Raw genomic sequence first — 17,552 nt, 5'->3', positions numbered from 1 at the left:
TGAGATAAATGTAAAGAAAACATCTCTGAAATTGATATTGCGTGCTAAATACATGTGGTTTGTCAGCGCTTGTTGGTGCTTAGAGCTGTCCTTTTAATCGATAATCGCTCTAAATATCGACCATTTAGATTTATTTAGGTATTTGTTCTGTTAAATGACAATTAGTGAAGAATTATTCAATTTTTAAATCATTTTTATAGCAAATTACTTCGAGGGTTGATAATGTGTCCGCAATCTCTGTGTGTTTTTAGATTAAAATGCTTCAAAAATGAGCAAAAACTATTCTAAAACACTATTTTCTCAATAGACATGCAGAGACGTCATGGATGCATACAAAATACTCGGAGTTTTACGCATGTATAAGAATAAAATCACTCAAGCTCTGCTTCTAGGCGCAGGCCTAGCAATGGCAGCAACTTCTCCTCTTTCTCTAGCTGCAGACGTTCCTGCAGGTACGAAACTCGCTCAAGTGCAAGAATTGGTGCGTGGTAACGGTACTGAAGTTGCAACGATTGACCCTCACAAATCACAAGGTGTACCAGAAAGCCACGTAATCAATGATTTGATGGAAGGTCTAGTGGGCCAAGATGGTAACGGACGTATCATCCCTGGCGTGGCAGAGACTTGGGAAACGACAGACAACCAAACTTTTACTTTCCACTTACGCGAAGATGCTAAATGGTCAAATGGTGATCCGGTAACGGCGCATGACTTTGTTTACAGCTTCCAACGCGCAGTCGATCCTAACACGGCATCACCTTACTCTTGGTACATGGAATACACCAAGATGAAGAACGCAGCACCGATCATCGCTGGAAAAGCAGATAAATCAACACTAGGTGTAAAAGCCGTTGATGACCGCACACTTGTGGTAGAACTCGAATCACCAGTACCTTACTTTGTGATGATGATGGCGCACACCACCGCTAAACCTGTTCATAAAGCAACGGTAGAAAAGTATGGCGACCAATGGACTAAGCCGGAAAACTTTGTTGGTAACGGTGCGTTCTCTGTAGACAAGTGGGTAGTCAACGAGCGTTTGGTACTTAAGCGTAATGAACAATACTGGGATAACGAACACACGGTATTGAACCAAGTAACGTTCTTACCGATCGAAAACCAAGTAACTGAGATGAACCGCTTCTTGTCTGGTGAAATTGACTTCACTAACGAACTGCCGCTTGAGCACTTTAAGCGTCTACAGAAGCAACATCCTGAATCGCTGTCTGTAGTGGGTAACCTATGTACTTACTACTACATCTTTAACACTAAAAAAGCGCCATTTGACGATGTACGTGTTCGCCAAGCGATCTCTTACACCATTGACCGCGACATCGTCGCTAACGCGATTCTTGGTCAAGGTCAAAAACCGGCATACTTCCTAACTCCGGAAATTACAGCGGGCTTCTCTCCAGAAATGCCTGTATACGGCCAAATGACGCAAAAAGAGCGTAATGCAGAAGCAAAACGTCTGCTAGAAGAAGCGGGTTACACTAAAGATAACCCACTGAAATTCTCGCTACTTTACAACACTTCAGAAAACCACAAGAAAATTGCTATCGCATTGGGTTCAATGTGGAAGAAGACTTTGGGTCTAGACGTAACACTAGAAAACCAAGAGTGGAAGAGCTACCTAGAAACGAAAGACTCAGGTAACTTTGAAGTCGCTCGTGCTGGTTGGTGTGGCGACTACAACGAAGCGTCTTCTTTCCTAACGCTAATGAAGAGTACCAACACCACTGGTGGTATTCACTACGATAGCGCAGCGTACGATCAGTTGATGGCTAACGCAATTTCAGCTTCTTCAGAAGAAGAGCGTCAAGGTCTTTACCGTGATGCTGAAAAACTGATGGCGAAAGACATGCCGATTGCTCCGATCTATCAGTACGTGAAATCTCGTCTTCTATCTCCAAAGGTTGGCGGCTTCCCAGCTAACAACCCAGAAGAGAAGATCTACTCGAAAGATCTCTACATCATCGAATAATCACTCGATAGATTAAAACTATAAAAATGGCGGCGCTACACACAAGCAATTGTGTGTAGGGTCATGCCATATCTGCAATACAAAAATATTAACTGTCACTGACTGGAAGAGTGAGTTTATGCTTAAATTCATCGCAAAAAGGATATTTGAGGCGATCCCAACGATGTTGGTTTTGATCACCGTATCTTTCTTTCTCATGCGCTTCGCACCCGGTAACCCATTCTCAAGCGAGCGCCCTTTGCCGCCTGAAGTAATGGCGAACATCGAAGCCAAATACGGCTTGGACAAGCCAGTAATGGAACAATACTTCACCTACTTGACCAACGTTATTCAAGGTGATTTTGGTCCTTCATTTAAATACCTAGATTATTCAGTAAACGAACTGATCTCTGTTGCTTTGCCTGTATCGGCAAAAGTTGGCGTTGTGGCGTTTATCTTTACGGTTATCTTAGGGGTCAGCATTGGTACGATTGCCGCATTGCGTCAAAACTCCTGGATTGACTATGCGATTATGTCAACGGCAATGCTAGGGGTGGTATTACCTTCGTTTGTATTGGCGCCAGCGCTTATCTATTTGTTCTCACTGCACTGGAATATTTTCCCTGCGGGTGGTTGGCAAGGTGGCGGTTTTGAGTATTTAGTTCTGCCGGTTATCGCCATGTCTTTATTGTATGTGGCGACCTTTGCGCGTATCACTCGTGGTTCGATGATTGAAACACTCAACAGTAACTTTATCCGTACCGCTCGTGCGAAAGGGTTGAGCTATCGCTACATCATCATTAAGCACGCACTAAAACCTGCTTTGTTGCCAGTCGTTTCTTACATGGGCCCGGCGTTTGTTGGCATCATCACTGGCTCGGTAGTGGTAGAGACCATCTTTGGTCTTCCGGGTATCGGCAAACTATTCGTTAACGCCGCCTTTAACCGCGATTACTCATTGGTGATGGGGGTAACGATTCTGATCGGTTTCCTCTTTATTCTTTTCAATGCCATCGTGGATATTCTGCTGGCAATGATCGATCCAAAGATTCGCTACTAACAAGGACGTATGGTTATGTTAACGAAAAAAGAAAACCTTGAAGCGATCGAGAAGTTCTCTGAGAACTTAGAAATTGAAGGTCGCAGCTTATGGCAAGATGCACGCATTCGTTTTATGCGCAACAAAGCCGCAATGGTCAGTCTGTTTATCCTTATGCTGATGACGTTAGCGGTGATCTTCTTACCGATGATTTCACCTTACGCATTTGATGATACGGACTGGGGCGCGATGCATGTTGGCCCGAATATGGACCACTTTTTTGGTACTGACAGTTTAGGCCGTGACTTATATGTGCGTACGCTAATCGGTGGCCGCATTTCGCTGATGGTTGGCGTGATGGGTGCATTGGTTGCGGTGGTGATTGGTACCCTTTATGGCGCAGCATCTGGCTTTATCGGTGGTCGTACTGACCGCATAATGATGCGTATTCTTGAGATCCTTTACGCGGTGCCATTTATGTTTTTGGTTATCGTATTGGTGACCTTTTTTGGCCGCAATATCATTTTGATTTTCGTCGCGATTGGTGCAATTGCTTGGTTGGATATGGCACGTATCGTACGCGGCCAAACGCTGAGTCTGCGTAGCAAAGAGTTCATCGAAGCTGCGCACGTATCTGGCGTGAGTAAATGGAAGATCATTACTCGTCATATTGTGCCAAACGTTTTGGGCATTGTAGCTGTGTACTCAACGCTACTGATCCCAAGCATGATTCTGACGGAATCGTTCCTTTCATTCCTTGGTCTTGGTGTTCAAGAGCCAATGACGAGCTGGGGCGCACTGCTGCAAGAAGGTGCACAAACTATGGAAGTGGCTATTTGGCAGCTTACCTTCCCAGCCCTGTTTATGGTGGTAACACTGTTCTGTTTTAACTATGTAGGTGACGGTCTGCGCGATGCGTTGGATCCGAAAGACAGATAATCACAACGATAAGATTAAGGAAGTATTATGAGCTTATTAGATGTAAAAGATCTGCGCGTCGAATTCACCACTCAAGATGGTATCGTCACTGCAGTTAACGATTTGAACTTCTCACTCAACCAAGGTGAAACCTTAGGTATTGTGGGTGAGTCAGGTTCAGGTAAGTCACAAACCGTATTTGCCATCATGGGGCTACTGGCGAAAAACGGTATGATTTCGGGCAGCGCGAAATTTGAAGGCAGAGAGATCCTCAATTTGCCAGAAAAAGAGCTCAATAAAGTGCGCGCCGAGCAAATCGCAATGATTTTCCAAGACCCAATGACGTCGCTCAACCCTTATATGAAGGTGAGCGATCAGTTGATGGAAGTTTTAATGCTGCACAAAGGCATGGGCAAAGCGGAAGCGTTTGAAGAGTCAGTGCGCATGTTGGAAGCGGTAAAAATTCCTGAAGCGCGTAAGCGTATTACTATGTACCCTCACGAATTTTCAGGCGGTATGCGTCAGCGCGTCATGATTGCAATGGCGTTGCTTTGTCGTCCAAAACTGTTGATTGCCGATGAGCCTACCACGGCGCTAGATGTAACGGTTCAAGCGCAAATTATGGATCTACTCAACGAGCTAAAAAGTGAGTTTAATACCGCAATCATCATGATTACGCATGACCTAGGTGTGGTTGCCGGCTCTTGTGACAAAGTGCTAGTGATGTACGCCGGTCGTACCATGGAATACGGCACGGTTGATGATATTTTCTATCGCCCAACTCACCCATACGCTGAAGGTCTGCTCAAAGCAATTCCACGTTTAGACACCGAAGGCGATGTGCTACCAACCATTTCGGGTAACCCACCAAACTTGTTGCGTTTGCCAACAGGATGTCCTTATCAAGAGCGTTGCCATCGCGTATTTAGCCGCTGTAAACAAGAGGCACCAATTCTGCTGCCATTTGGTGATGGTCGTCAACGTGCGTGTTTTTCTGAGTGGGAGGCGTGGAGCAAATGAGCATGGAAAAGAAATTATTATTAGATGTTAAAGAGCTCAAAGTTCACTTCAGCATCGCAGCCAAATCAGCATGGCCTTGGACCAAACCATCGACGCTAAAAGCGGTTGATGGTGTCAATGTGCGCCTATACGAAGGCGAAACACTGGGCGTGGTAGGGGAATCAGGTTGTGGTAAATCCACTTTTGCACGTGCGGTGATTGGCTTGGTTGAAGCCACTGACGGTGAAGTGGTTTGGCTAGGCCAAGACTTAACGCGCATGAAAGAAGTTCAGCGCCGTGAAACGCGTAAAGAAATTCAGATGATCTTCCAAGACCCATTGGCATCACTGAACCCACGTATGACCGTAGGTGACATCATTGCCGAGCCGCTTGAGACTTTCTATCCAGAGTTGTCTAAGCAAGAAGTGAAAGAGCGCGTTAAAGAGATGATGGCGAAGGTAGGTCTGCTACCGAACGTTATTAACCGCTACCCGCACGAATTTTCTGGCGGTCAGTGTCAGCGTATCGGTATTGCGCGTGCTTTGATCTTAAAACCTAAGATGATCATCTGTGATGAACCGGTATCTGCCTTGGACGTGTCGATTCAAGCGCAGGTGGTAAACCTACTAAAAGAACTACAAAAAGAGTTAGGTTTGTCGCTGGTATTCATTGCCCACGATTTGTCGGTAGTTAAACACATTTCAGACCGTGTATTGGTGATGTATTTAGGGAATGCGGTTGAATTGGGGGAAGCAGATGCGCTATTTGCGGATCCTAAGCACCCATACACTCGCGCTTTGATGTCAGCAGTGCCAATTCCTGATCCAAACATTGAACGTAATAAAGTGATTCAAATGCTGGATGGTGAATTGCCTTCACCAATTAACCCGCCATCAGGTTGTGTATTCCGTACTCGTTGCCCACAGGCAACGGACCAGTGCGCACAACAAAAACCAACGATTACAGGCAATGATGTTCATGCAGTGTCTTGTTTGCATGTCAGTGTCTAATTTGTTATTCAGCCGGTGACAGGCTAGGGCGCGACTTCTTTGTAGGTCGCGCTTTTTTTTGTCTGGATGATTTTGACCTGTCGTTAGAAAGATTTGAACATCTTGCCCAACTTATTGCACTTATGTCACTGAGTGCATTTCCTATAATGATCTCAATTCAATTTTTGGAGAGTCAAGCATGGGTAAGTTAGTGGAAGGCGTATGGCACGATGTTTGGTATGAAACTAAACAGAATGGCGGTAAGTTTGTGCGTGAAGATGCGGGTTTCCGTGGGTGGATTCAAAACCAACCTAACGCAGAATTCCAGCCAGAGAGCGGTCGCTATCATTTGTATGTTTCACTGGCGTGCCCATGGGCACACCGCACCCTGATTTTTCGCGCTTTGAAAGGTCTTGAGGCGCATATTGACGTAACGGTCGTTTGCCCTGATATGCTGGAAAAAGGATGGCAGTTTGGTTTGCCTGAACCATTGTTTGGCCATCAATATCTTCATCAAATCTATACCCAAGCGAAGTCGAATTACACAGGGCGAGTGACAGTTCCGGTGCTTTGGGATAAGCACACCAATACCATCGTGAGTAATGAATCGTCAGAGATTATTCGCATGTTTAACAGCGAGTTTAATCAACTGACAGGTAACAGTGATGATTACTATCCTGAGCCGTTACGGGCGGAAATTGATAAGTGGAATGGCTTTATTTATCCCAATATCAACAATGGCGTCTACCGCTGCGGTTTTGCGACCACACAAGAAGCCTATGATGAAGCTTTTGATAATTTATTTGCGGCATTAGATAAGATTGATCAACATCTTGAGACAAATCGTTATCTCGTTGGTGGTCATTTGACCGAGGCGGATTGGCGTTTGTTTACCACTTTAGTGCGTTTTGATGCGGTGTATGTGGGGCATTTTAAATGCAATAAAAAACGCATCGCAGACTACGTTAACTTGCATGGTTATCTGAAAGAGTTATACCAAGTGGCGGGGATTAAACAGACCGTGGACTTTTATCATATTAAGCGCCACTACTACTTTAGCCACACAAAGATTAATCCAACCCAAATTGTGCCTAAAGGGCCTGATTTGGGCTTAGAAAAGCCTCATCAACGAGGTGGCTTGTAACTAATTGACATTTTGAGCTATGTGGTTGCAGATGGTCAGCTAAAACAACCTCGGCTGACCATATTTGGCGAGAGACGACCGTGGGATTACTTAGTTACCGCAAATGTGCGCAATACCGTTGCAACGATCAAATCCACTTTTTGTTCCAGTTCTTCCGCTTCAGGCATCGCGAGTAGGTCGAGTACTTGGGGCCAAAACAACAAGCCTTGAAACACGCTCATAAATACAGAAGTAATGGTTTCAGCTGATGGCGCGTCAAGCATTTTCGCGGCGATAGCTTGTTCAAACCATCCATTGACGGCACGCGTTCTATAAAGCTTATGTGTGACCGTTTTAGCCAGCTCCGGTTGGCGGAAAAACTCCATAATGATGGTGCGTGACAATGCGATGCCATACATCTTATACATCACATCAATTTCATAAAAGGTAATCGCTTTTAGTTGAGTCTCTAGGCTTTTACTCGGGTCAAAGGAGTAACTTTGGTCACGCGAGATACTTTTTTGAATATCTTCTAGTACAGCTTCAAACAGCAGTTCTTTGCTTTCAAAGTGGCGATACAAAGTACGTTTAGACACCTCAGCGGCAGCGCTAATGTTGTTCATATTGGCGGCCAAAAAACCATTTTCGATAAACTCTAGCTTAGCGGCCTGAATGATGGCTAGGCGCTTCTGTTCCGAGCGTGTCATGTGTAACTCCTTATTAAATCTTCGAACAGTTTAGCAATACTTGTCTCAAAGGTAAACTCGAGAGTTTACTTTTGATTGGGGTTACAATAAAATTATCTTAATGATTATTTTATGTGACTCAATTTCTCAATTGGAGACCACCGTGAAAAACGCACACAAATTAACTACAAAAGGTACGTTTTCGTCCTTAGCTTTGGCCGTCGGTCTAGCGCTTACGAGCTTAACCCTTGTGGGTTGTGGCGAAGAGGAGCAACAAGTTGTAGCGGCACCAGTTGTAAAACCTGCGCTAACAGAAGTTGTTTCTGCTGCACGCGGTGATAGCCTGAGTTTTAATGGCGTAGTACGCGCTGCAGAACGAGCTGACTTATCGTTCCGTGTTGGTGGTCTTATCACCGAGTTATTGGTCAATGAAGGCGATCGCGTTAAAGCAGGGCAAGTTCTTGCTCGCCTTGACTCTCGTGATGCTCAAACAGCACTGGCATCAGCCAAGCTTGAGCTGAAAAACACCGAAGTTGAATATCAACGTGCCAAAGCGATTTATGAAAAGAGTAAGGCGATCTCAAACAGCCAACTTGATGAAATTACTACGCGTTACAATTTAGCGAAAAACCGCCGTGATGAAGCGCAGCGTCAGCTTGATTACACCGAAATTACCGCACCTTTTGATGGCATTATTGGTCGCCGTTTTGTTGATAACTACGTGCAAATTCAAGCGAATGCGCCGGTGTTTACCTTGCATGATTTAGATGATCTTGAAGTGGTCATTTACATACCTGATACCGTGATGCTTTCTTCTGTTGGTGGAAATAAAGCGCAAGCAGAAATCAGTGGCATTCCAAATCACCTGTTTGACCTGACACTGCGTACTTACGCGACTCAAGCCGATCCAGTGACGCAAACTTACGCCGTGGTGCTGGGTTTTGATGATGTTAATGGCTACCGCGTTCTACCGGGCATGACAGTAAAAGTATTGCCAGTTGAAGATCAACAGCAAGTGAAAAATCCAACGATCACCGTGCCAATTATTGCTGTGGTGCCAGACAATCAAGGCAAACAATACGTTTGGGTTGTTGGCCCTGATAACAAAGTTAGCAAGCGCTTTGTAGACGTGGGTGAGTTAAGCCGTGACCGCGTGGTGATCAAAGGCAACCTAAAAATAGGTGAGCAGATTGTCACTGCAGGTATGTCTAGCCTACAGGAAGGTATGGAAATCCGCCCAATGGGCAATGGTAGCAACGGGGCGAAATAATGAATATTGCTCGTTATACAATTGCCAAGCGCACCAGCGTATGGGTGCTGATTGGTCTGATTTTGCTCGGTGGCTATATCAGCTACCTCAAGTTAGGTCGTTTTGAAGACCCGGAATTTGTTATTCGCCAAGCGGTGATTAACACGCCTTATTCTGGCGCGACGGCACAAGAAGTGTCGGATGAAGTGACCGACGTTATCGAAGGTGCGGTTCAATCGCTGCAAGAGCTGAAAGAAGTTAAGTCAGTATCGAAGCAGGGGATGTCTGAGGTAACGGTTGAGATCAAGCTTGAGTTCGCCAAAAGCGCAGCTGACCTACAACAGGTATGGGACAAACTTCGCCGCAAGGTTTCTGATGCGCAGCGTCAATTACCTCCGGGAGCGGGTCCTTCGATCGTTAACGATGACTTTGCCGATGTGTACGCGCTTTTCTATGCCGTGACTGGTGAAGGCTATACCCAAAAGCAACTGCAAGATTACGTCGATACATTACGTCGTGAACTTGTGCTTGTTCCGGGCGTTGCCAAAACCGCTACACTGGCAGAGCAAAATGAAACTATCTTTGTTGAGATTTCGAGTGAGCGTTTAGCAACATTTGGTATGTCGGCGCAGCAAGTGTATCAAGTGCTGCAAAAGCAAAACATCGTAACCGTAGCAGGCTCAATCGAAACGCGTGATATGCGTATTCCGGTGATCCCAAGTTCAAATATCGGCTCATTTGAAGATCTGCGTAATCTACAAATTGGTGTCGGTAGCGACAATCGTGTATTACGTTTGGGCGATATTGCGACCGTGACTCGTGGGTACCAAGAGCCTCCTGGTATGCTGATGCGCTATAACGGTCAACGTGCCATTGGTTTTGGTATCTCCAACGTGACTGGTGGTAACGTCGTTGAGATGGGTGATGCGGTCAAAGCGCGTCTAGCAGAGCTTGATGGTCAACGTCCACTTGGCATGGAGCTGCATGAGATCTCGATTCAGTCAGATTCGGTTCGTGCATCGGTTGCTAACTTTATAGATAACCTGATTGCGGCGGTTGCGATCGTATTTATCGTGCTGTTGCTGTTTATGGGCGTGCGCTCAGGCATCATCATCGGCTTTGTACTGCTACTTACCGTAGCCGGTACGCTGTGCATCATGTTTATCGAAGACATTGCGATGCAGCGTATCTCTCTAGGTGCGTTGATCATCGCTCTCGGTATGCTGGTGGATAATGCTATCGTGGTGACCGATGGTATTTTGGTGCGACTGCAACAAAATCCAGAAGAAGACAAAGAAACGATTGTTTCTGAGGTAGTGGATTCAACTAAATGGCCACTGCTTGGCGGTACTGTTGTTGGTATCTTTGCCTTTAGTGCGATTGGTCTATCTCCATCGGATATGGGCGAATATGCAGGCTCGCTATTTTGGGTAATCCTTTACTCCATGTTCTTGAGCTGGGTGTTTGCCGTGACTGTGACCCCAATGCTTTGTTTTGATTTCTTAAAAGTCAAAGCAAGCAAAGGTGAAGTCAAAGTTGGCCGTATGATGCGCATGTACAAGGCATTGCTACAGTGGGTTCTACACCACCGTATGATGACGTTATCGATGATCATCGGCGTGATGGCGGTAGCGATTTACGGCTTACGTTATGTTCCAGCGGGCTTTATGCCTGACTCTCAACGTGCGCAATTTGTCGTGGATGTTTACTTACCGCAAGGCTCAGATATCTATCGCACTGAGCGTGTGATGGGTGAAATTGAGAAAGATGTGAAAGCCAAAGAGGGCGTGACGAATATCTCGACGTTTGTCGGTGGTGGTGGTTTGCGCTTTATGTTGACCTACGCACCAGAGGCTCGCAATACCAGTTACGGTCAGTTATTGATTGATATCGATGACTACAAAAAGATCGCACCGTTATTGGTAGAGCTGCAAGATGAGCTTTCTGCTAAATATCCAGACGCGTCGATTAAAGTATGGAAATTCATGCTTGGTCGTGGCGGTGGTAAGAAAATTGAAGCTGGCTTTAAAGGCCCTGACAGCGCCGTGTTACGTCAATTAGCGGAGCAAGCGAAAGCGATTATGCATGCTGATCCTAAGCTAATTGCGGTGCAAGATGACTGGCGTCAACAAGTACCAGTACTTCGCCCAGTTTACTCAGCAGAAAAAGCGCAGCGTCTCGGTTTGACGACTCAAGAAATCAACCAAGCTATCGCACAAACATTAAATGGCCGCAATGTGGGTGTGTACCGTGAAGGTGATGATCTGATTCCAATCGTGGTGCGTGCACCAGAGAACGAACGTAATCATCAACGCGTGGTTGAAAACACCGATGTGTTTAGCAATGTGATTGGCGGATTTGTGCCAGTTAGCCAAGTGGTAAACTCGGTGGATGTGGTATGGCAAGATGCGATTTTACGTCGTATCGATCGTATACCAACGATTCTCGTTCAAGCTGACCCTGCGCCAGGCGTGTTGACTGCTGATGCGTTTAACGATGTACGCAGCAAGATTGAAGCGATGGAATTGCCACCTGGTTACACTTTAACTTGGTACGGTGAGTATAAAGCGTCAAAAGATGCCAACGTTGGTTTGGTTATATCAGCGCCATACGGCTTTACTGCCATGATTCTGTCGGTGCTGTTTATGTTTAACGCCGTCCGTCAGCCTTTGGTTATTTGGTTAACCGCACCGTTGGCAGTCATTGGTGTGACCTTTGGTCTGATTGTATTCCAAACCCCATTCGAGTTTATGGCGATCCTTGGTTTCCTAAGCTTGATTGGTATGATGGTGAAAAATGCGATTGTACTGGTGGATCAGGCGGATGTGGAGATTGCTCAAGGTAAGCGACCGTATTTCGCCATTATTGATGCGGCGACCAGTCGTGCCCGTCCAGTGCTGCTAGGCGCTGTGACCACCATCTTAGGTGTGGCACCGTTACTTATCGACCCATTCTTTAAGAGTATGGCGGTAACCATCATGTTTGGTCTGCTGTTTGCAACCATTCTGACCTTGGTGGTCATCCCACTGTTCTACGCTATGTTCTTTAGAGTGAGAGTAGAAGAGTAATCGCTCACTAATCGACAAAGCCACCGCAATTGCGGTGGCTTTTTTGTCTCACTTCGCCATGGTGGCGATTTTCGCTAGGAATTGGTCACGCAACTTAGTGTGTTCATAGTTGAGTTGGTAAGTGTTGTGAAAGCCAATTTGCAACTCAACCCCATTGCCACGGAGAAAAACGGTGTAGCCGTCATAATCTGAAAATGCCTCAACACCCTGATACATTTTTCCTAACTCTGTCGGTGTGCCATTGTTCATCACACATTCGTAAGCTTGCAAAACCTTACTGGTGTTCAATTCGTTTTTCATCTCAACGCCTCCATTTCAGCTAAAGCTTGGGCTTAAAATCAGTGATATGCCAACCAAATTGGCGATCTTGTTCAACAAGCTGGCAGCGAATTATTAACCAATTCACAGAACCTTAGCACCAAAAACATACACTTAAACTATGTGAATACGGCGACGACAGGTAGGTGAGTATGGAAGTAACTACGTGGATGGCGGAACAACACACCATTTGGAACCTATTTATTTCGTTGTTGCTTGGTGCAATTGTCGGCACGCAGCGTGGTTGGGTGATGCGCAATAGCGTGGAAGGCAGTCGGGTTGCCGGTATTCGCACCTTCTCATTGGTGGGACTACTTGGTGGTTTGGTCGGGATTGTCGGTGATCTCTACTCTCCGCTGTTAATTGGTTTTGTCCTTATTGCTTTGGTGATGTTGGCGTGTATTGCCTTTGTTATTCAGCAGAAAAAGAGTGACGACATCAGTATTACAGGTGTGGTGAGCTTAATCGTCACTTATGTGCTTGGCGTGCTGGCGGTATCGGGTCAAGCGGTACTCGCGGCAGCGGCGGCAGTGATCACTGCGGTGGTGTTGGATAACAAAAAAGAGCTGCATCAGGCGTTACAAAAATTGCAAGAGTACGAACTGGATGCGGCGCTGCGTTTATTGCTGATTTCTATCGTGCTGCTGCCATTGTTGCCTAATCAAGGCTTTGGTCCTTGGCAGGCTCTTAATCCTATGAGATTTGGTGGATGGTGGTTCTGATCGCCAGCATCTCGTTTGTCGGTTATTTTGCGATTAAGATTGGTGGTGCTAAGCGGGGCATTTTATTCACATCCGTATTTGCCGGTTTAAGTTCATCCACGGCGCTAACATTGCAGTTCTCGCACCTTTCCCGTAATCAACAAGGCATAAGCCCGCTTTTAGCGAGTGGCATTTTGCTCAGTTGCGGCACCATGTTTCCTCGTCTGATTATTGTGCTCTCCGTGATTAATCCGCACTTAGTTAAGCTGTTGTGGCCGATTGTTACCGTGATGATGGTGGCTCTATATGTGCCTGCTTGGTGGATATGGCGTACTAGTCAAATTGGTCATGTTGAGCAGCCGAAAGAGCAATCGAATCCGTTAGCGTTGCAATCTGCGTTGTTTTTCGGTGTGATACTGGCTGTGATCATGCTGCTGTCTCATGCGTTGTCGCAATGGTTTGGTGATACGGGTACGCTGATTTTAGCTGCGCTGTCCGGTATTACGGATGTTGATGCAATCTCGTTAGCACTTGGACGTCAAAGTACTGGTTACTTGGATGTGAATACCGCCGCTCTGGGGATACTTATTGCCGCTTCGGTCAATACTATTGTCAAAATGGGGATGGTGATTAGCATTGGCGATCGCGCGCTTTGGCGCTTAGTCTCACCGGTGATGGTTGGCTGTGTTGGGGTAGGGGCGTTAACGTTTGTGTTGTTAAACTAGCATTTGCCAGTATGTGACAAAATCTATATTGCTCTGAAAAACAAAAAGCCTCCACTATGCGGAGGCTTTTCAATTACTTAACTAAAATAGTTAGGCGTAATTATTTAGCAGCTTGTGCCGCTTGGTCTGCTTGGATAGCCGTTAGAGCTACTGTGTACACGATATCGTCTACTAGTGCACCACGAGACAAGTCGTTTACAGGCTTGCGCATACCTTGCAGCATTGGACCGATAGATACTAGGTCAGCTGAACGTTGTACCGCTTTGTAAGTCGTGTTACCAGTGTTTAGGTCTGGGAATACGAATACTGTCGCTTTACCTGCAACTGGAGAGTTAGGCGCTTTAGAAGCCGCTACGTTTTCCATGATTGCTGCGTCGTATTGTAGAGGACCGTCGATGATTAGATCAGGACGTTTCTCTTGAGCGATCTTAGTTGCTTCACGTACTTTATCAACGTCTGCACCCTTACCAGATTCACCAGTAGAGTAAGAGATCATTGCTACGCGTGGTTCGATACCAAATGCTGCTGCAGAGTCAGCAGATTGGATAGCAATTTCAGCAAGCTGTTCAGCTGTTGGATCTGGGTTGATCGCACAGTCACCGTAAACCAATACTTGGTCAGGTAGTAGCATGAAGAATACTGAAGATACGATTGACGCATCAGGCGCAGTCTTGATGATTTGGAACGGAGGAACGATAGTGTTCGCAGTTGTGTGAACTGCGCCAGATACTAGGCCGTCAACTTCGTCGTTCTCAAGCATCATAGTGCCTAGGAATACTGAATCTTGTAGTTTCTCACGAGCCACTACTTCAGTCATACCTTTCGCGCCACGTAGCTCAACTAGACGAGCTACGTAGTTTTCACGAACTTCATCAGAGTTGATGATAGTTACGCCAGCACCTAGTGTTACGCCTTGTTGCTCAGCAACGCGACGGATTTCGTCAGGGTTACCTAGAAGCACACATTCTGCGATACCGCGCTCAGCACAGATTGCAGCCGCTTTCACTGTACGTGGCTCATCACCTTCTGGAAGAACGATGCGTTTGCCAGCTTTACGAGCAAATTCAGTTAGTTGGTAACGGAATGCTGGTGGGCTTAGGCGACGAGATTTTTGAGTGCCTTCAGTCAAAGACTCGATCCAGTTGCCGTCGATGTGACCTGCAACGTGATCGTTGATGAATTCGATACGCTCTTTGTCGTCTGCAGGAACTTCGATGCTGAAGCTTTGTAGGTTCAGTGAAGTCTGCCAAGTGTTACCTTGTGCTTTGAAAATTGGTAGGCCAGTTTCAAATGCAGGCTTACATAGACCAACGATTTCTTCAGGGATATCGTAACCGCCAGTAAGAAGAACTGCACCGATCTCAACGCCGTTCATTGCTGCAAGTGCTGCTGCAACGATTACGTCTGGACGGTCAGCTGAAGTAACAAGTAGAGAACCTGGTTTGAAGTGCTCAATCATGTTAGGTAGTGAACGTGCACAGAACGTGATGCTCTTGATGCGACGAGTGTTGATATCACCAGCGTTGATGATGTCAGCGTTTAGGTGAGAAGCCATGTCTACCGCACGAGTTGCGATTAGATCAATGTTCCATGGCACGCAACCAAGTACACGAATTGGAGAAGTGTTGAAGATTTCCATCACTTTCATTTCGTTTTGTTGTGCGTGATCTGCATCGTCAAAGATTTCAGATAGGTCTGGACGTGTACGGCCAGCTTCGTCAACAGGTGCATTTAGCTTGTTGATGATAACGCCAGAGATGTTCTTGTTCTTAGTACCGCCGAAGTTAGAACATGCTACTTCGATACGCTCTTTAAGTTGAGCTGGGTTATCAAGACCTGGAGTTGTAACTAGAACGATTTCTGCGCCAAGTGTTGCCGCGATTTCCGCGTTCACTTGGTTTGCAAATGGGTGCTTACGAGTAGGAACTAGACCTTCGATTAGCGTTACGTCTGCATCTTTATTGATTTGGTTGTAACGTTCAACAACAGTTTCTAGTAGCTCGTCCATGTTGTCGTTACCGATTAGGCTTTCAGCAACAGACATTTGCATTGGAGTACCAATCTTCAAATCGCTGTTACGGCTAACGATAGTTGAAGTTAGATCAGGTTGATCGCCGCCAGAGCGTGGCTGTGCGATTGGTTTGTAGAAAGAAACCTTAACACCCTTGCGCTCCATTGCGCGGATAACACCCATGCTTACGCTAGTAAGACCAACACCAGCACTTGCAGGGATAAGCATAATAGTACGAGACATCGACTAATTACCTTTCATTATTGGAAATAAAGCCCAATTACGATTCTGCGTTTACGCATAGAAACGTACTGAGCCCCTTTTGCTTAATCTAGAAGAAAACTGGCTAGCCGATGGCTAGCCAGTTAATTCGATTAAAGACCAGCTAGACGCGCTGTGTCTTCTGCGATAACTAGCTCTTCGTTAGTAGAGATAACCATCGCTGGGATGCGGCTGTTTGCAGTAGTGATAGTACCTTCACCACCGAAACGTGCTTTAAGGTTAGCTTCGCTGTCTACTTCGATACCGAAGATAGCTAGACGGTTAAGAACCATTTCACGGATTGGGCCAGAGTTCTCGCCGATACCGCCAGTGAAAGTGATTGCGTCTAGACGACCTTCCATAGAAGCAGTGTAACCAGCTACGTATTTAGCTAGGCGGTGGCAGAATACGTCCATCGCACGAGTTGCTTCTTCTTTCTCACCGTAGTTGTCTTCAACGAAACGACAGTCAGAAGTCACTTCAGTTAGACCAGCAAGACCAGACTCTTTAGTTAGCATGTTGTTGATTTCTTCAACAGAGTAACCTAGAGCGTCGTGTAGGTGGAATACGATAGCTGGGTCGATGTCACCACAACGAGTACCCATTACTAGACCTTCAAGAGGAGTTAGACCCATAGAAGTATCTACAGATTGACCGTTCTTGATTGCACATACAGAAGCACCGTTACCTAGGTGACAGTTGATGATGTTTACTTCTTCAACTGGCTTGTCTAGTAGGTTAGCAACTTCACGAGTGATGAATAGGTGTGAAGTACCGTGCATGCCGTAACGACGGATGCCGTGCTCTTTGTATAGTTTGTATGGAAGAGCGTATAGGAAAGACTCTTCAGGCATAGTTTGGTGGAACGCAGTGTCAAATACAGCAACGTTTTGAAGCTCTGGGAAGTTGTGTTTCGCAGCTTCGATACCGATTAGGTGTGCTGGGTTGTGAAGAGGTGCGAAAGTCGCAGCGTCTTGAATACCTTTAAGAACTTCATCAGTGATTAGAGCTGATTGAGTGAACTGCTCGCCACCGTGTACGATACGGTGACCGATCGCGCCTAGGTTCTCTTTAAGCTCTGGCTTAGAAGCAAGAATAGTTTCTACCATGAACGCTAGTGCTTCTTCGTGAGCTGCGCCCGCACCGAGTTGAGCTTCGTGCTTGCCGTCAAGTTTCCACTTCATACGAGCTTCTGGAAGACCTAGACACTCTGCAAGACCTGTTAGGTGCTCTGCACCTGTTTCTGCATCAACAATAGCGAACTTAAGAGAAGAACTACCGCAGTTTAAAACTAAAACTAGCTTAGACATGTATGACTACCTGTTAATCGTCTGAGTTATCTGTAATCAAAAAGCAGTGCTGGCTTATCGTAAAAAGGCTCACATTCATTAGAAGTGAACCTTTATGCTTATCCCCAGCTCTGATTTTCAATCATTAGATATCAAAATCAGTTAGGATGAAAATCAATCACAAGAATAGACGAGTCTTCTATTAACTGCGTA

The 17,552-nt window shown here is 45.9% G+C and carries 12 protein-coding genes and 1 pseudogene; 9 read left to right on the top strand and 4 right to left on the bottom strand.

The genetic code is table 11. The annotated features are described in order from the left end of the window. The first annotated feature begins 355 nt into the window (after positions 1 to 355). The 6 genes from Vt282_RS08650 (at position 356) to Vt282_RS08625 (ending at position 7,052) form a co-directional block, all read left to right on the top strand. The gene (locus tag Vt282_RS08650; RefSeq protein WP_162046061.1) at positions 356 to 1,984 is read left to right on the top strand and encodes an ABC transporter substrate-binding protein; all 1,629 of its coding nucleotides are present in this window, start codon (positions 356 to 358) and stop codon (positions 1,982 to 1,984) included. Between the two features lie 118 nt (positions 1,985 to 2,102). Next, entirely contained in the window at positions 2,103 to 3,023 is a 921-nt protein-coding gene (gene oppB, locus Vt282_RS08645; protein WP_162046062.1) for an oligopeptide ABC transporter permease OppB, read from the top strand. Between the two features lie 15 nt (positions 3,024 to 3,038). Beyond that, positions 3,039 to 3,941, top strand: a complete 903-nt coding sequence (oppC, locus tag Vt282_RS08640) for an oligopeptide ABC transporter permease OppC (protein ID WP_162046063.1) — start codon at positions 3,039 to 3,041, stop codon at positions 3,939 to 3,941. Positions 3,942 to 3,968: 27 nt separating this feature from the next. Then, positions 3,969 to 4,940, top strand: coding sequence for an ABC transporter ATP-binding protein (gene oppD, locus Vt282_RS08635; RefSeq protein ID WP_162063146.1), 972 nt, complete (start codon positions 3,969 to 3,971; stop codon positions 4,938 to 4,940). Next, complete coding sequence (gene oppF, locus Vt282_RS08630) at positions 4,937 to 5,929, top strand: murein tripeptide/oligopeptide ABC transporter ATP binding protein OppF (protein ID WP_162063145.1); 993 nt, start codon at positions 4,937 to 4,939, stop codon at positions 5,927 to 5,929. Before oppD ends, oppF begins: the two co-directional genes overlap by 4 nt. A 178-nt stretch (positions 5,930 to 6,107) precedes the next feature. Next, on the top strand, positions 6,108 to 7,052 hold the full coding sequence (locus Vt282_RS08625; RefSeq protein WP_162063144.1) for a glutathione S-transferase family protein: 945 nt from the start codon (positions 6,108 to 6,110) through the stop codon (positions 7,050 to 7,052). An 86-nt stretch (positions 7,053 to 7,138) separates the two neighbouring features. Here the strand turns inward: Vt282_RS08625 and Vt282_RS08620 are convergent, their stop codons facing one another. Further along, entirely contained in the window at positions 7,139 to 7,738 is a 600-nt protein-coding gene (locus Vt282_RS08620) for a TetR/AcrR family transcriptional regulator (RefSeq protein WP_162046067.1), read from the bottom strand. A 142-nt stretch (positions 7,739 to 7,880) separates the two neighbouring features. Between Vt282_RS08620 and Vt282_RS08615 the strand changes: the two genes are divergently transcribed. Next, complete coding sequence (locus Vt282_RS08615) at positions 7,881 to 8,987, top strand: efflux RND transporter periplasmic adaptor subunit (protein WP_232055040.1); 1,107 nt, start codon at positions 7,881 to 7,883, stop codon at positions 8,985 to 8,987. Continuing rightward, the gene (locus tag Vt282_RS08610) at positions 8,987 to 12,034 is read left to right on the top strand and encodes an efflux RND transporter permease subunit (RefSeq protein WP_162063142.1); all 3,048 of its coding nucleotides are present in this window, start codon (positions 8,987 to 8,989) and stop codon (positions 12,032 to 12,034) included. Before Vt282_RS08615 ends, Vt282_RS08610 begins: the two co-directional genes overlap by 1 nt. 48 nt (positions 12,035 to 12,082) lie before the next feature. Here Vt282_RS08610 and Vt282_RS08605 read toward each other — a convergent pair whose 3' ends face one another. Further along, a complete protein-coding gene (locus Vt282_RS08605; RefSeq protein ID WP_162046070.1) occupies positions 12,083 to 12,334 on the bottom strand; it encodes a DUF3081 domain-containing protein in 252 nt (83 codons plus the stop codon). 170 nt (positions 12,335 to 12,504) lie between these two features. Between Vt282_RS08605 and Vt282_RS08600 the strand changes: the two are divergent. Then, positions 12,505 to 13,778 (top strand): annotated as a pseudogene (locus tag Vt282_RS08600) (MgtC/SapB family protein). 100 nt (positions 13,779 to 13,878) lie between these two features. On the opposite strand, the gene pta reads toward Vt282_RS08600, so the two are convergent. Together pta and Vt282_RS08590 are read right to left on the bottom strand one after the other, a co-directional pair. After that, complete coding sequence (gene pta, locus Vt282_RS08595) at positions 13,879 to 16,032, bottom strand: phosphate acetyltransferase (protein ID WP_162046072.1); 2,154 nt, start codon at positions 16,030 to 16,032, stop codon at positions 13,879 to 13,881. 131 nt (positions 16,033 to 16,163) lie between these two features. After that, positions 16,164 to 17,360 carry an acetate kinase gene (locus tag Vt282_RS08590; protein WP_162046073.1) on the bottom strand — a complete coding sequence of 399 codons (1,197 nt, stop codon included), beginning with the start codon at positions 17,358 to 17,360 and terminating at the stop codon, positions 16,164 to 16,166. Between the last annotated feature and the right edge of the window lie 192 nt (positions 17,361 to 17,552).

Origin of the sequence: Vibrio taketomensis (assembly GCF_009938165.1) — a bacterium.
In the GTDB taxonomy this organism is placed as follows: Bacteria; Pseudomonadota; Gammaproteobacteria; order Enterobacterales; family Vibrionaceae; genus Vibrio; species Vibrio taketomensis.
This window is presented reverse-complemented; position numbering and strand designations above follow the sequence as displayed.

Bases quoted from the DNA above. Each gene is read 5' to 3' on its own strand.
- Vt282_RS08625 (WP_162063144.1), top strand. From the start codon at position 6,108: ATGGGTAAGTTAGTGGAAGGCGTATGGCACGATGTTTGGTATGAAACT.
- oppF (WP_162063145.1), top strand. From the start codon at position 4,937: ATGAGCATGGAAAAGAAATTATTATTAGATGTTAAAGAGCTCAAAGTT.
- Vt282_RS08610 (WP_162063142.1), top strand. From the start codon at position 8,987: ATGAATATTGCTCGTTATACAATTGCCAAGCGCACCAGCGTATGGGTG.
- oppC (WP_162046063.1), top strand. From the start codon at position 3,039: ATGTTAACGAAAAAAGAAAACCTTGAAGCGATCGAGAAGTTCTCTGAG.
- Vt282_RS08650 (WP_162046061.1), top strand. From the start codon at position 356: ATGTATAAGAATAAAATCACTCAAGCTCTGCTTCTAGGCGCAGGCCTA.
- pta (WP_162046072.1), bottom strand. From the start codon at position 16,032: ATGTCTCGTACTATTATGCTTATCCCTGCAAGTGCTGGTGTTGGTCTT.
- Vt282_RS08620 (WP_162046067.1), bottom strand. From the start codon at position 7,738: ATGACACGCTCGGAACAGAAGCGCCTAGCCATCATTCAGGCCGCTAAG.
- oppD (WP_162063146.1), top strand. From the start codon at position 3,969: ATGAGCTTATTAGATGTAAAAGATCTGCGCGTCGAATTCACCACTCAA.
- Vt282_RS08590 (WP_162046073.1), bottom strand. From the start codon at position 17,360: ATGTCTAAGCTAGTTTTAGTTTTAAACTGCGGTAGTTCTTCTCTTAAG.
- oppB (WP_162046062.1), top strand. From the start codon at position 2,103: ATGCTTAAATTCATCGCAAAAAGGATATTTGAGGCGATCCCAACGATG.
- Vt282_RS08605 (WP_162046070.1), bottom strand. From the start codon at position 12,334: ATGAAAAACGAATTGAACACCAGTAAGGTTTTGCAAGCTTACGAATGT.